General features: G+C 59.4%; 14 protein-coding genes and 1 tRNA gene. 13 read left to right on the top strand and 2 right to left on the bottom strand.

What is annotated here, in order from left to right:
- The first annotated feature begins 3 nt into the window (after nt 1-3).
- The 4 genes from JS536_RS09925 (at nt 4) to nucS (ending at nt 3,812) form a co-directional block, all read left to right on the top strand.
- A complete protein-coding gene (locus JS536_RS09925; RefSeq protein WP_109057991.1) occupies nt 4-924 on the top strand; it encodes a F0F1 ATP synthase subunit gamma in 921 nt (306 codons plus the stop codon).
- 9 nt (nt 925-933) lie between these two features.
- Entirely contained in the window at nt 934-2,421 is a 1,488-nt protein-coding gene (gene atpD / locus JS536_RS09920) for a F0F1 ATP synthase subunit beta (RefSeq protein WP_109057990.1), read from the top strand.
- Nucleotides 2,421-2,714, top strand: a complete 294-nt coding sequence (locus JS536_RS09915) for a F0F1 ATP synthase subunit epsilon (RefSeq protein WP_109057989.1) — start codon at nt 2,421-2,423, stop codon at nt 2,712-2,714. Before atpD ends, JS536_RS09915 begins: the two co-directional genes overlap by 1 nt.
- Nucleotides 2,715-2,996: 282 nt before the next feature.
- Nucleotides 2,997-3,812, top strand: coding sequence for an endonuclease NucS (nucS, locus tag JS536_RS09910; RefSeq protein ID WP_214356796.1), 816 nt, complete (start codon nt 2,997-2,999; stop codon nt 3,810-3,812).
- Between the two features lie 239 nt (nt 3,813-4,051).
- Here nucS and JS536_RS09905 read toward each other — a convergent pair whose 3' ends face one another.
- Nucleotides 4,052-5,038, bottom strand: a complete 987-nt coding sequence (locus tag JS536_RS09905; protein ID WP_214356795.1) for an FKBP-type peptidyl-prolyl cis-trans isomerase — start codon at nt 5,036-5,038, stop codon at nt 4,052-4,054.
- Between the two features lie 81 nt (nt 5,039-5,119).
- On the opposite strand from JS536_RS09905, the gene JS536_RS09900 reads away from it, so the two are divergent.
- From JS536_RS09900 to JS536_RS09890, 3 genes are all read left to right on the top strand, one after another.
- Entirely contained in the window at nt 5,120-6,313 is a 1,194-nt protein-coding gene (locus JS536_RS09900; protein ID WP_214356794.1) for a hypothetical protein, read from the top strand.
- Nucleotides 6,310-7,347 carry a hypothetical protein gene (locus JS536_RS09895; protein WP_214356793.1) on the top strand — a complete coding sequence of 346 codons (1,038 nt, stop codon included), beginning with the start codon at nt 6,310-6,312 and terminating at the stop codon, nt 7,345-7,347. The genes JS536_RS09900 and JS536_RS09895 overlap by 4 nt, the downstream gene beginning before the upstream one ends.
- 85 nt (nt 7,348-7,432) lie before the next feature.
- The gene (locus tag JS536_RS09890) at nt 7,433-8,404 is read left to right on the top strand and encodes a tetratricopeptide repeat protein (protein ID WP_214356792.1); all 972 of its coding nucleotides are present in this window, start codon (nt 7,433-7,435) and stop codon (nt 8,402-8,404) included.
- A 30-nt stretch (nt 8,405-8,434) separates the two neighbouring features.
- On the opposite strand, the gene JS536_RS09885 is transcribed toward JS536_RS09890, so the two are convergent.
- Nucleotides 8,435-9,061: a hypothetical protein gene (locus JS536_RS09885; protein ID WP_214356791.1), complete on the bottom strand. Its 627-nt coding sequence runs from the start codon at nt 9,059-9,061 to the stop codon at nt 8,435-8,437.
- Between the two features lie 219 nt (nt 9,062-9,280).
- Between JS536_RS09885 and JS536_RS09880 the strand changes: the two genes are divergently transcribed.
- From JS536_RS09880 to JS536_RS09855, 6 genes are all read left to right on the top strand, one after another.
- Nucleotides 9,281-9,353, top strand: a tRNA-Arg gene (locus tag JS536_RS09880).
- 172 nt (nt 9,354-9,525) lie between these two features.
- Entirely contained in the window at nt 9,526-10,869 is a 1,344-nt protein-coding gene (locus tag JS536_RS09875; RefSeq protein ID WP_109057982.1) for a site-specific integrase, read from the top strand.
- Nucleotides 10,870-10,899: 30 nt separating this feature from the next.
- Nucleotides 10,900-11,358 (top strand): hypothetical protein, encoded by a 459-nt coding sequence (locus tag JS536_RS09870; RefSeq protein WP_146194752.1) that lies wholly within the window; start codon nt 10,900-10,902, stop codon nt 11,356-11,358.
- 155 nt (nt 11,359-11,513) lie between these two features.
- Nucleotides 11,514-11,741 carry a helix-turn-helix domain-containing protein gene (locus tag JS536_RS09865; protein ID WP_109057981.1) on the top strand — a complete coding sequence of 76 codons (228 nt, stop codon included), beginning with the start codon at nt 11,514-11,516 and terminating at the stop codon, nt 11,739-11,741.
- Nucleotides 11,738-12,313: a hypothetical protein gene (locus tag JS536_RS09860; RefSeq protein ID WP_109057980.1), complete on the top strand. Its 576-nt coding sequence runs from the start codon at nt 11,738-11,740 to the stop codon at nt 12,311-12,313. Before JS536_RS09865 ends, JS536_RS09860 begins: the two co-directional genes overlap by 4 nt.
- Nucleotides 12,310-13,881, top strand: coding sequence for a DUF3631 domain-containing protein (locus JS536_RS09855; RefSeq protein ID WP_214356790.1), 1,572 nt, complete (start codon nt 12,310-12,312; stop codon nt 13,879-13,881). Before JS536_RS09860 ends, JS536_RS09855 begins: the two co-directional genes overlap by 4 nt.
- Nucleotides 13,882-13,923: the final 42 nt, after the last annotated feature.

Below are 13,923 nucleotides of genomic sequence, written 5' to 3'. Positions count from 1 at the left end.
GCCATGGGCTCGCAACTCGCATTGAAATCACGCATCCACTCCACCGAGTCGTTGGAGAAGATCTTCAACGCCCAGGAGATGATCGCGTCTTCGCACATCGCCAAGGCCCGTGACGTGGCCCTGAACGCGAAGCCGTACACCGATGCGATTTTCGATGCCGTGCAAGCGTTGGTGGCACATACCCATATCACGCATCCGATCGCGGTGAAGGACGAGAGCAACCCGCGCGTGGCTGTTCTCGCCCTCACCTCGGATCGTGGCATGGCCGGCCCGTACACCTCTTCGATCATCCGTGAAACGGAATCGCTGCTGGCCCGCCTCGAGGCGGATGGCAAGCAGCCGGAGCTGTTCGTGTACGGCCGTCGTGGTTCGACGTACTACAAGTACCGCAACCGTGACGTGGCGGCCACATGGGAAGGCGACACCGACCAGCCCGGCGTCGAGATCGCCGAGACGATCTCCAACACACTGATGGACGCCTATATGAAGCCGGCGGAGAAGGGCGGAGTTTCCGAACTCTACATCGTCTTCACCGAGTTCATCAACATGGTGGTCCAGAAGGTGCGCGTGCTGCGCATGCTGCCCGTGGAGATCGTGGAGAACGAAGCCAAGGTCCCGGACCCGGAGAACGAGAAGGCCGCGGAGGACATCTCCCCGCTGTACTCCTTCGAGCCGAGCCTGGACGAGGTGCTGGACGCCATTCTGCCGAAGTACGTCCAGTCCCGTATCCACGAGTGCCTGCTGACCGCCGCGGCCTCCGAGACCGCAAGCCGCCAGAACGCCATGCACACGGCAACGGACAACGCACGCAATCTGGTCGACGACCTCACCCGCAAGCTCAACGCTTCGCGTCAGGCCTCGATCACCCAGGAACTTACCGAAATCATCGGCAGCGCTGATGCGCTGAACACAAAGGAAGAGTAGGAACGCACTATGGCTGAGAATCAGACCACTGTGGCTTCCGAGACCAACGGCGAGCCGGTTCACGGTCGCGTCACCCGAGTCCAGGGTTCGGTTATCGACGTTGAGTTCCCGGTCGGCCATATGCCCGACATCTACAACGCCCTCCACGTGACCATCGTCAACACCGGCGCCAAGGAGGAAGGCGAAGCCAAGTCGACCGAGATCACCCTTGAGGTCGAACAGCACCTCGGTGACTCCACGGTCCGTTGCGTCGCCCTGAAGCCGACCGACGGCCTGGTGCGCGGCGCCGCCGTGTACGACACCGGCGCCCCGATCTCCGTGCCGGTCGGCGACGTGACCAAGGGCCACGTTTTCGACGTGTCCGGCAACATCCTCAACAAGAAGCCGGATGAGCAGATCACCGTCACCGAGCGTTGGCCCATCCACCGCAACCCGCCGGCCTTTGACCAGCTGGAGTCCAAGACCCAGATGTTCGAGACGGGCATCAAGGTCATCGACCTGCTGACCCCGTACGTGCAGGGCGGCAAGATCGGTCTGTTCGGTGGTGCAGGTGTGGGCAAGACCGTGCTGATTCAGGAGATGATTCAGCGTGTGGCCCAGAACCACGGCGGTGTGTCCGTGTTCGCCGGCGTCGGCGAGCGTACCCGTGAGGGCAATGATCTGATCGGTGAGATGGACGAGGCCGGCGTGCTTGAGAAGACCGCCCTGGTCTTCGGCCAGATGGATGAGCAGCCGGGTACCCGTCTGCGCGTGCCGCTGACCGCACTGACCATGGCCGAGTACTTCCGTGACGTGCAGAACCAGGACGTGCTGCTGTTCATCGACAACATCTTCCGCTTCACGCAGGCCGGTTCCGAGGTGTCCACGCTGCTGGGCCGTATGCCTTCCGCCGTGGGTTACCAGCCGAACCTGGCCGATGAGATGGGTGCCCTGCAGGAGCGCATCACCTCCACGCGAGGCCACTCCATCACCTCGCTGCAGGCCATCTACGTGCCGGCCGATGATTACACTGACCCGGCCCCGGCCACGACCTTCGCCCACCTGGACGCCACCACGGAGCTTTCCCGTGACATCGCATCCAAGGGTATCTACCCGGCCGTGGACCCGCTGAGCTCCACCTCGCGAATCCTCGATCCGCGTTACGTGGGCCAGGCCCATTATGAGTGCGCCAACCGCGTCAAGGCGATTCTGCAGCGTAACAAGGAGCTGCAGGACATCATCGCTCTGATCGGTATCGACGAGCTCTCCGAGGAAGACAAGACCACCGTGAACCGTGCTCGCCGCATCGAGCAGTTCCTCGGCCAGAACTTCTACGTGGCCGAGAAGTTCACCGGTCGCCCCGGCTCCTACGTGCCGGCCGACGAGACCATCGAGGCCTTCACCCGCATCTGCGACGGCGTGTACGACGACGTCCCGGAGCAGGCGTTCTCCGGCATCGGCGGCATCGACGACCTCGAGGAGAAGTGGCACAACATGCAGAAGGAACTTGGTGAGTGATGGCTGAATCGGAAAAGACCACGATGAAGGTCAACATCGTCGCCGCCGACCACCCGGTGTGGCACGGCGAGGCGTCGAGCGTGACCATTCCCGCCTCCGAAGGCGGCATGGGCATTCTGCCGGACCATGAGCCTGTGCTCACGGTGATCAAGCAGGGTACGCTCACCGTGGTTGAGCCCGATGGCGTTCGCCACATGTTCGAGGTGACTGACGGATTCATCTCCTTCGACTCGAACAAGCTCACCGTGGCGGTCGAACGCGGCCACGACGTGCAGTACTCCGGTCAGGAGTGAGTGTCGCTCGCTTGAGCTTCCTTTGAGCCGTGTGTTGGCTCTCGTAAGGCTCCCTTTGGGTTTTCCCCGGAGGGAGCCTTTTCGTTCTTTTCTGGCTCCCCTTTCTGAGGACATTGCCGTGAAGCAAACAGCAGAGCTGTTTGTAGGCGATGTGCGAGACGACAGTCGAGCCAGCAGAGCGCGAACGAAGTTCGTCATTAATTGCAGGACGAGCCGTCAGCGTAGCTGACTGAGGGGAGCCCGAAAGAGACTTGTTATGCGGCATCGTTACAGTGGTGGCCTATGCGAATCATTGTTGCCGACTGTTCCGCCGAGTATTCCGGCCGACTCAACGCCTCGCTGCCCCCGGCCAAGCGCGTGCTGCTCATCAAGGCCGATTCCAGCCTGCTGATCTTCTCCGAACTGGGCTCGTACAAGCCACTCAACTGGATGGCGGCACCGTGCACGATCCGCGAGATCACGCCGGAGACGTCTGAGGCTCCCGAGGACGATGCGTCGTCCGATGCCCTGACGAGCGGGGGAGCGGGGGCCGATGCGGATACCTCGTCTTTGGAGGAGTCCGTTGCGGCCGAAGGGGCGGCTGCCGACTCCATTGAATCCGCCGAACACGTGGAAAAGGTGCTGCGCGTCACCTCGGACAAGGGCTCGGATGTGCTGGAGGTCACGCTGTACCACGTCTACTCCGACCAGTCCTATGATTTGGGCGTGGATCCGGGCCTCATCAAGGACGGCGTGGAGGATCATCTCCAGCGGTATCTGGCCGAGCAGATCGAACGTATCGGCAAGGGCGCCAAACTCGTGCGCCGCGAATATCCCACGGCCATCGGCCCGGTGGATATCATGGCCATCAACGCCGACGGCGAACATGTGGCCGTGGAGATCAAACGTCATGGCGGCATCGACGGCGTTGAGCAGCTCACGCGCTATTGCGAGCTGCTCAATCGCGACCCGCTGCTGGCTCCGGTGCACGGCATCTTCGCCGCGCAGACCATCACCCCGCAGGCCCAGGTGCTCGCCAAGGACCGTGGCTTCACCTGCCTGATTCTCGACTATGACGACATGAAGGGCACCGAGGACGATTCGTTGAGGCTGTTCTGATATGACTTGGCCCCCTCTGACGAGGGGGCTATCAGCGAAGCTGACTGGGGGAGAGATCGCGACGCAGTCGCCGGAATGAAGGAATCGGCCTATGACCGATGCTGTTTCCCGCGGCAAACCGCCGCTTCTCTCCCCCAGTCTCGTTTCACGAGACAGCCCCCCTCGTCAGAGGGGGCCAAATCATATCAAAACAACAAAAAGGCTCCCCTCTCTGAGGGGAGCCGGAAACGGCGGACGGATCAGTACGTGGCGAGGATGTCGACCACGAAGACCAGCGTGGAGTTCGCCGGAATCGAACCCTGGGCCTTGTCACCGTAGCCGAGGTCCGGCGGCACCACCAGCAGCACCTGGGAACCGACGGTCTGGCCGGCCAGGCCCTGGCTCCAGCCCTTGACCACGTCGCTCAGCGCGAACTCGGTGGCCTGGCCCTTGTCCCAGGATGAATCGAACTGCGTGCCGTCCAGCAGCCAGCCGGTGTACTGCACCTTGACTGAGCCGGATTCCTTCACCTTGGCGCCGGAGCCCTTGATGAGCGGCTGCACCACCAGTTCGCTGCTGCCCTTGTATCCGTTCATGTCAATGGAGGGCTTGCCGTTCTTGGCGCGCGTGACCTTCGGCAGGTCGGCGGGCACGTCCTCGACCTTCTCGCCGGTGGCCTTGGTGTAGTCCTTGGACTTGGAGACGAAGGTCATCGCGAGGATGTACGAGTAGCCGGACGAGTTCTCATCGTTCACGCCGAAGCCGATGGTGGTGTTGAGCTTGGCGCCCTTGATCTGGTTGTAATACGTGGATTTCAGCGTGGAGGAGCTCACCACCATCGAGCAGTCGGGGGCGTTTTTGGTCCACGTGTCCATGAGCTCGGTGCCGTCCTTGACGTTCAGCGCGATGCCCCGGGAGCACACGCGGTCGCCGTCCTCGATGACGTCGCCGTCGCCCTTCTGCAGCACCACGTACGAGCCGTCGGACACGGTCATCGGGGCCTTGAAGGAGATGGTGGGCTTCTCGCCCAGCTTGCCGGTGGCGGTCACGCCGGCGATCTGGTTCTTCTCCGAACCGGAGGACGAGGAGGAAGAAGAAGACGAGGACTTGGACGAATCCTTGGAGTCCGAGGAGGACGAGGACGACGAGCAGGCGGCCAGCGAGACGCACATGATCATCGAGCAGGCGAGGGCCGCGGACTTGGTCAGGAAAGAGACCGTATTCTTGGTCAGGGAAGACTTGCGCATGACACACCACCCTACCGGCAAACCCTGATTTTCAGCCTGTTTTGAGTAATCAAGAGGTGAAGATTGTAGAATGGGAACGTTATGAGTGCTGAAGAACAGACAACAGAGCCGAACCAGGACGCCAAGCCAAAGCGTCCTACTCGGCATGCCACAATCATGCGCGGCGTGGTGACGCCCATCTTCGGACTTCTTGCGGTGGCCTCGATCGTGCTGGGGGTTTTGAATGCCACGATCTGGAAGCCGTCCACCGAAATCACCGCTTCCGCCAGCATCACCGGCTCGCAATACATCATCACCGATCCGGGCGTACTTGACCTGCTCGACCAGAACACGACGCTGACCGTGGAATCACGGTCCTCATCCGGCCAGACGTGCGTGGCGCTGGGCCCCGCCAAGGATGTGACCGGCTGGGTCGGTTCGGATGCATACCAGCGGATCACCGGGCTGAGCTCGTGGACCACGCTGAGCACCGAGCGTGCCGGCTCCGGCTCGGGCAGCTCGGATAGTTCGTCGTCCGATTCCGATTCGTCCAGTTCGTCCGATTCATCCGCCAACGCGACCGCCGAGGTAGCGTTCAAGGACTCCGATCTGTGGACCTCCGTCAAGTGCGGCACGGGTTCCGCCACGCTCAACGTGAAGAAGGCCACCGGTGCCACCGTGGCTATCGTGGATCTGGGCGAAGGCAACGCGGACGCCACCGTGAAGCTCAACTGGGTGCGTTCCGAGGTGCCGGACTTCGCCATGCCGTTCTACCTGTCCGGCGGACTGCTGGCCATCATCGCCGTGCTGTGCGCCTCCGTGTTCGCCATGCCGCCGCACAAGCGCCGCAACAAGCGCGTGATCGAAGGCGTGGCCCATGAGGTCGTGGAGGCCGGACTGTCCTTCGCCGAGCGTGCCGAACGAGCCGCTTCCGGAGCCGTGGCCCCGTCGTACCCGGCTTCGGGCGATGCCGCCGGCCGCAAGCGCCGTCGTCACGCCTCGCATCGCCGTGGCGCCACGCCGGCCGTCAGCGAGCAGTCCGGCACCGACGAATCCGCCGCACAGTCACCCACCATCATCGATCCCGCCTCCCGCAACCTGGTCGCCGACCAGCAGTCCGCGGCACCGGCCGCATCCGACCAGACCGGCGCATCGCCGCTGCCTGCCGCCAACACCGACGCCGAATCGACTTCGGTGATCACGCCCGACGAACTGCAGGCGTACTTCTCCCGCTTGGCCCAGGAGGTCAACAACAGCGGTGATGCGAACGGCGATGGACAGGAGGAGAGCCGATGAACAAGCCGAATACGTTCGCACGTGCACCATTCGCACGGTGGGGCAGGCTCGCCGTCGCCGCGCTCGCCGTCGCCGCGATGGTGACCCCGCTGGCCGCCTGCGAAGGCCAGCTGCCCACGCCGGTGGCCGATTCGTCCACCCAGGCCACGCCGGACCTGACCGAAGCGCAGGAGAAGAAGATCCGACTGGCGATCCTCGATGGGATCGACGCGGCCGATCAGGCTAAGAGCGTGGACCAGCTCGCCGCCGTGATGGGCGGCCCGCAGCTGGAGATCCGCAGCAGCCAGATCACCGTGGCACAGAAGACCGGCTCCCTGAGCAAGTTCGCCGTGATTCCGAAGGACGTGGCGCAGGTCGTGATTCCCACCGATGACGGCTGGCCGCGCTCGGTGTTCACCATCACCACCACCACGTCGGACCAGCAGTCCAAGCGTCTGTTGGTGATGAATCAGGCTTCCGCCCGCCAGAACTACAAGCTGGTGGCCATGGCCCGCCTGTTCGAGGGCGCACAGCTGCCCAAGTTCGAGATTCCCACGCTGGGTTCCAAGCAGGGGTCGGCCAAGGACAGCGGCCTGGTCATGACCGCCGCCGACGCGCTGACCCAGTATGCGGACGTGCTGCAGAACGGCTCGAACAGCCAGTACGCCTCCAAGTTCGCGGACGATCTGCTGCGCCAGAACCTGGCCAAGACCGCCGCGGACGTGCAGGCCGGCATGGAGCGCAACAACGGCACCCAGCAACAGACCTTCGAGGCCGTGCCCGACCAGATGTGGGTCATGCGCTCGGCTGAGGGCGGCGAGCTGGTGGTGGGCCGCATCAACTCCGTGTGGGTGCGCAAGGCCGGCGACGGCCGCGAATCGCAGCCCGCCTCGGACGACGAGAAGGCCCTGTACAACAGCGACAAGTACACCAGCACCATGCAGGTGACGTATGTGAATGTGGTGGCGCTGTACATCCCCAAGGCCGGCGGGGCCGACGCGCAGGTCACCGCAGTGGGCGCCGACCGTCAGCCGGTCAAGGTCGAAGCGCTCTGAGCGTATCCGCCGCGTACTTGCGGTGCCGGAACTACAATCGGTTCCGGCACCGTTTTTGTATTTGTAAGCATTTGTGGAGGCAAGTATGGCTGATCAGCAGTTCCATCCCGGAGTGTCCCTGGCAGGGGCAGTGGATCTGGAGGCTCTCAAGCATCAGGTCAAGGCCGAACCGGGGCAGGCGGGCGGCGCTCCCGCGGCCGGCGGCTACGTGATCGACACCAACGAGAACACCTTCCAGGCCATGGTGCAGACCTCGGCCACGTTCCCGATCCTTATGCTGCTGTGGGTGCCCACGGACGACCGTCTCTTCCCGATGGCCCGCGCGCTGGGCGACGCGGTGAACGCGCTGGACGGCAAAATCCAGCTCTCCCGCATCGACATCGCCTCGAACCCATCCATCGCCCAGGCGCTGCAGGTGCAGGGCGCGCCCGCGCTGTTCGCGCTTATCGGCGGCCGTCCGATGCCGCTGCTGCAGGGGTTGCCGGGCGACGACGAGATCAAACAGCTGTGCGACGAGGTGATTCCGAAGATCATCCAGGCCGCTGCGCAGGCCGGTGTGAGCGGCACCGCCCCGTACTCCGGCGACCCTGATTCGGATGCGGCCAAGTCCGCCGGTGCGTCCGGTGCCGCCGGTGCTGATCAGGTGCCGCCCGAGCACGCCGAGGCCCATCGTCTGGCCGAGGAGGGCGATTACGCCGGTGCGGCCGCCGAATATGCGCGCGTGCTGGAATCCGACCCGCACGATGCGCTCGCCGCCCGCGAACGCGCCAAGGCGCTGCTGCTGGCCCGCTCCGGTCAGGCGAACGTGCGTGAGGTGCGCGCCGCCGCGGCCGCCGCCCCGGACGACGTCGAGGCGCAGCTTGCCGTGGCCGACATCGACATGATCGGCGGCCAGATTCAGGACGCCTTCGACCGTCTGCTGGACTTCCTCGCCGCCGGACACAAGGCCGACCTGGACGAGGTGCGCAAGCGTTTGCTGGAATACTTCGCCATTCCCGAGCCGACCGATGAGCGCCTGAAGCGCGCCCGTCGTCGCCTCGCCACGCTGATGTACTGAGGATGCGCTGAGTCGAGGGTTTGACCCGCGCTACGCCATCCGGTTCTTGCCGAAATACGGCTGGAAGTGCGGGCCGTCCTTGGCCAGCTCCCGCTCGAAATCATCCTTCCACTCGCCGAACGGCCGCTCGGCGAGTCCGTCGTTGTTGAACCGCGGCTGATCGGTGATTTCGGTGATGCAGAACTTCGGAATCGTCAGATTGGTGACGGGCGTGGCACGCTCGGCCTCGGCCACCACGAGCGGCGCGTTCGGGCCGCCGAACACGTCCACGCTCCAGCCGTCCTCCGCGATCCACACGGAATAACGGTTCTTGATGACCACCCTGCCGCCGCGCTTGACGAGTTCGACCGCGATGCGCGTATCGATCTCGCGCTCCACCTCATAGCGCGTGCCGCCCACGGATGGGCCTTTGACAGTGACGTATGCCTCGGAGAAGCGCTCGCGGTTGTCCTCCAGCACGGCGATCGGGTCCAAATCGGGCGTCATGTCCATCTGTATGCTGTGCGAGAGCAGCCGCACGCGCAAGGCGTAATTGTCGGTGTACACGTAGTAGCTCTGAATGATGAGCGCCGGGGCATCGCCGTCGTCATATTCCGCCGGCAGTTCGCGGCAGAAGAAGCGGCGCTCGTATTCGAAGTCATCTGTAGGTTCCGACATAGCCCCATTGTAGGGCGAAGCGCGGGGATTTGCGGGGTTTGCAATCGTTGTTGCAACGGTTTGCAGTCGGGGTGTGCCGGCGGGCCTATTCCACGCGGTGGTTGGCGCTGTTCCGTGCTGTTCTGCGCGATGGGCCTCGTTGAACCTGTGAAATCGCTGCGAATGGCGGACCGATGGGTGCGGGCTGGCCGGGCGTGGTGTACAGTAGTGAAGTTGTCTGGGTCCGTAGCTCAGTGGATAGAGCGTCTGTCTCCGGAACAGAAGGTCGAGGGTTCGATCCCCTTTGGGCCCACTCTAAGGGGTTCTGAATTATATTCAGAGCCCCTTTTCTATACGCAAAACCGTTATTTTTATTGGGTTTATGGGCTGTTGTGCGGTATCATAGTAGATGACGGTTTATGTCAGAAAACGACGGATTATGAAACACTTAGGTACATTCTTAGGTACATAGGCCGGAGGTGTGTATGACTGTTAAAACATCCAAACGCGCCGCAAGAGGTTCTAACTCGATTAATGGCCGTGGCGGTATATCAAAGATAAACCGAAACGGAAAGCTGACTGGGTATCGAGCGAAGGTGCTTGACCCCAATAGGCCCGGTAGGTACATTACGAAGTCTTTTAAAGTCGGACAAAAAGAGCAAGCTAGCAGTTGGCTGAAGGAAGAGATTCGTCGTATGGATGAGGCGGCGTCTCTAGGACTGCCGTATGTGCCATCAAAGCAGCGCAAGGAGCTGGAGCGATACAAGACGGTAAGATTCAAAGATTTCGCTGAAGGATATCTAGAAGGGTACCGAAATGCCGCTACCGGTGAAGCCGTTCGCCCTGACACAATGCGAGCAAAGAAGACAGCGGTAAAACACCTAACGGATTTCTTCAAAGATATGCTGATACGCGATATCACAAGTAAAGATATTCGCGCATGTTCTGAATGGCTGGAACAATATGGCCCATTTGCTCGACAGCGCGCCATGAAAGAAATGCGTACCATTATGCGTAAGGCTCTATTGGAAACCGAAGAGCGGCCGGCGTTGATCTCTAAAAATCCCTGCGAAGGCATTCCTCTTCCCAAAGTGCCTGATAGCGAACAAGCGAAGATTCCCGTAGCTACGAAAGATGAAATAAGGGTGATATATGAGAGTATGCCCGAATATTCAAGAATTGCAGTCTACTTGGGCGCCGCTTTTGGTTTGCGTATCAGCGAGGTCTGTGCATTACGAGTATGCGATATAGATTTCAAACATGGCCTGTTGCGCGTTCGCCATAGCCTAGGGCGTGGAGAAAATGATACAGGGCCATTGCGTCTTGCGGATACAAAAAACGCTGCATCTAATGATGCTATGCCCATTCCTGAAGGAATGGTGAACTTGCTGAAAGAACACGTAGAGAAGTACGCGAACGCAAGCAGTCCGGAGGCGATGTTGATCTCGGCTAAGCGGTCTTCAATATTAAGCCCGAACACCCTTCGAAAGCAATTTGCCGAAGCGCGTGAAAAGGCTGGGCGTTCCGACTTGCATTTTCATACATTGCGCGCCACGTATGATACTCAGATTTCGCGCGATGCAGAAAACGCAAAAGACTATATGGCTGCAACGCGCCGACGTGATGTAGCCGTAGGGGTAAAACATTATCAGCGAGCAGACAAAAAGCGAGTTCGAGAGCTGGGGAATAAGGCATTTGAAAAACTTATTGAGCCGAAGCGTACTGAAGAAGTCGTGCGCAACGAATTAAATAAAGTAATTGCTGAGTTGGAGCAGCTAGACTCCAAAAGGCAGATATTGGAAGCCGAGCTTGCAACGTTTTCGCAATGATGTTGCGTTGTGGGAAGGATATTATGGGCCATGGCATGGCGAATCCAACGATCTGAAGACGCTAAAAGCTATATCACGGAAGCGAAGATACAGAAAGCAGTTCTTTATAGAAAATACGTCAGGAATAAAAAACTTGCCTTGGAAGCTTGTTTCGGGGCTAGTAAGAGAGAACTTGCAATTCATTTAACTGAACTAACTGCGCCGAAGCAGGTTAGGGAACTGGTGAAAAATAGTCGTACACGGTTGGATAACACTTTTGAAGATGGGGAATGGCATACCGACCGTGTAAGAAAAAGTGGGCGAGCATTTGGAGCCAGACGAAGAATCTGCGTGACGGGGAAAGAAACCCCCGCTTATGCAGAATGCTATTTTGTCATTGAAGGCGTAGATGAAATGTCGGGTGACGAGCATATTGATATTTGTCCAAATGACAAGAACAATGAGTGGATTTCGGTTTCTCTGACAGAGATATTAGCCAAGTTGCACTAATCTTCGTACATTTGTGCTATTATTCACATAGCTTCCCCGATACTACCTAGAGGCATGGTATGAATTCTCCATGTGACCGGTGCTGGTATTCCACTGGTGCGGAGGGGTAAAAAACATTGTGAGTTGCTACGCAGTGATGGCATGATCGGAGTATCATGAGCGTCAGCGTACGCAAAGATATTAATATTCCAAAAGTACTCACTATCGCAGAAACTGCAAGCTTAATGCGTTGCAGCAAGCGGCACGTGCAGCACTTGATGTATTCAGGAATCCTGAAGTACTACAAACCTACGCCAAGACGAGTCCTAATTGATCTCGAATCAGTTGAGGCATTATTTGCAGTCCCGGCAAACGCAGCCGTGCTGAAGGATAGTGCAAAATGAGAAACCCCAACATGATTAATGTCGGGGCGGGGAAGTCAATTACCATTCTAGGCGAGAATTTCGCCCCTAATGCGCCCGGCTACGTGCTTCAGGCCACCACCGACTATCTACTGGAGGCCGCCTATGGCCTCTACAAGCTGACCGTCACCCACGACGCCATCGGCACGGCCCGCTGCCTGACCATGTGCTCATATGCTACATGGATTGCACCAACTTCAATAGCGTTCACCGCTAAAAACAACGATCTCCCCGCCTTAAGGATGCTGCAAGCCGCCATGCTGCTGTGCGCCGACGCCCGGACAACGCTCACTACCGGCCCATTTCCAAAGCGCGGTCACAAGCTTATCCGCACCAACCAAACCGACGTGATGATCGACAGCGTGCTTACGCTCGGCTTACTGCCGACCCGCAACCGGCAAGACCTCCATTGCATACGGCAACGCATGGCAGCGAGCGCCCGACTTTTGAACTATACGGGTGACAACGTCCTGAAGTTCATCGCAAATCAGGCGGGTGCGCCTTGGGATGAGATTGCGGCGGCGCTCGCCGACGGGTGGAAGGTGGTGGCATGATCGAGAATACGACCGTAGATATGGGACCGGAGGACGACCTGTTCGGCGCTACTTCGCATAATGTGTCCAATGCGTCCTACCCGACCGAAACGTCCAGCGATGGTGGACAGAGTTTCGACCCCAGCAGAATTGCCGACCGTATATTCCGCATGCTGAAGAATCACGTGGGCACATCGGACGACAATCTGAGGATACTTGCCCTGTGGATTATGCACGCGCGAGTTTACCGCGAAATGTACACGACGCCACGCCTGTTGATTACAAGCATCATACCGGGTGCGGGCAAAACCACACTGCTGGAATGGATTGCGCACTTGTGTGCGAAATCTGAAATGCTGAGTGCAATCAGTTCGGCGTCCTTGCTTGCCAACTTGGCCGATCAGGGCTATGTGCTGCTTGTAGACGAGGCGGATAGGAGCTTGCGCAAGGATAACCCCCTGACTGCTGACTTCATCGCCGTAGTAAACACCGGTTACAAGCGAGGAGGCAGCCGTACTGTTCAGGAACCGGATAAGAATCACGGTTGGAAGGTGGTACGTAAGAGTACCTATGCGCCTGTTGCATTCGCAGGCAATAACCCTGACCTTTCGGCGGATACAAAACAGCGGTGTATCCAAGTGTTCCTCTATCCGAACGACGAGGTAGAAGAAACTGACTGGGAGATAATCGAGAATGATCAGGAATTTCTTGACCTGAAGCGCGATCTGGACAATTGGGCGGCAATCGCGAAAGAGTCTATCAAGCCGCGTCCTATATTGCCTGATATCGTCAAGGGACGATATAAAGAAGTATGGCTACCGCTGGCCCGCATTGCTCAAACGCAATCCGGCGAATGGCTTGACGTAGTGCGCCGCTTGTCCGCCGAGTACGTGGAACAAGCCAAAATGGATGCCGACATGGGGCTTGCCAATGATTCGCCGCACATTCTTCTGCTGAAAGACATCGCGAGATTGTGGGCGAGTCAGTGGGCTTCAATGCCATTTGTCGGTTCACAGCAGATGTGCGATGCCCTTGCAGCTAGTAATCCGAAGCAATGGGGCAGCGAACAAGTAGGAAGTTTCGGGCGTCTGACCACGAAGCGTTTGGCATCGATGTTGAAGAAGGCCGGTGTAGAAGCGAGCCGCAACCGTGGCCATACCAAACGTGGTTATCGGTTCTCGGCGTTTTCTCAAGCGTGGAAGGCCCTGAGAATATGGGAGACGTTGAAACTAGGGCCACCGAGGCCGAATGCGCTGGACGTTGTGGACATGTCGAACACTTTTAGAGAGGGGGTAAACAAAAGTCAGCAACCCGAACTGCCGGACGTTTTGGCCGGAAAGGACGCATCGGACACTTTATATGAGAGTAAGGGCTCCAATGCGGACAGGCCCTCTGATGTGTTCGAGTCTTCCGCCGATGCGACGCCCGACTTGGAGCAATGGGCCGCTAGCCTGATTACCACCGCCGATGTGAAGAATTGGGCCGCGCTTTCGATAGCTCAGCTGTTCGCTATTCGCAAGGTTAAGAACACCGGGCTGTGGCTCAATAAAACCTCCGACGAACTAACGAAGCGAGGTGTGAACCTATGAGCATAGTGATATTTGCCGCTTGCATTCCAAGCGGAGAAAGGC

Origin of the sequence: Bifidobacterium sp. SO4 (assembly GCF_018555355.1) — a bacterium.
In the GTDB taxonomy this organism is placed as follows: domain Bacteria; phylum Actinomycetota; class Actinomycetes; order Actinomycetales; family Bifidobacteriaceae; genus Bifidobacterium; species Bifidobacterium miconisargentati.
The sequence above is the reverse complement of the archived record's forward strand: the minus strand, read 5'-3'. Positions and strand labels throughout refer to the sequence as shown.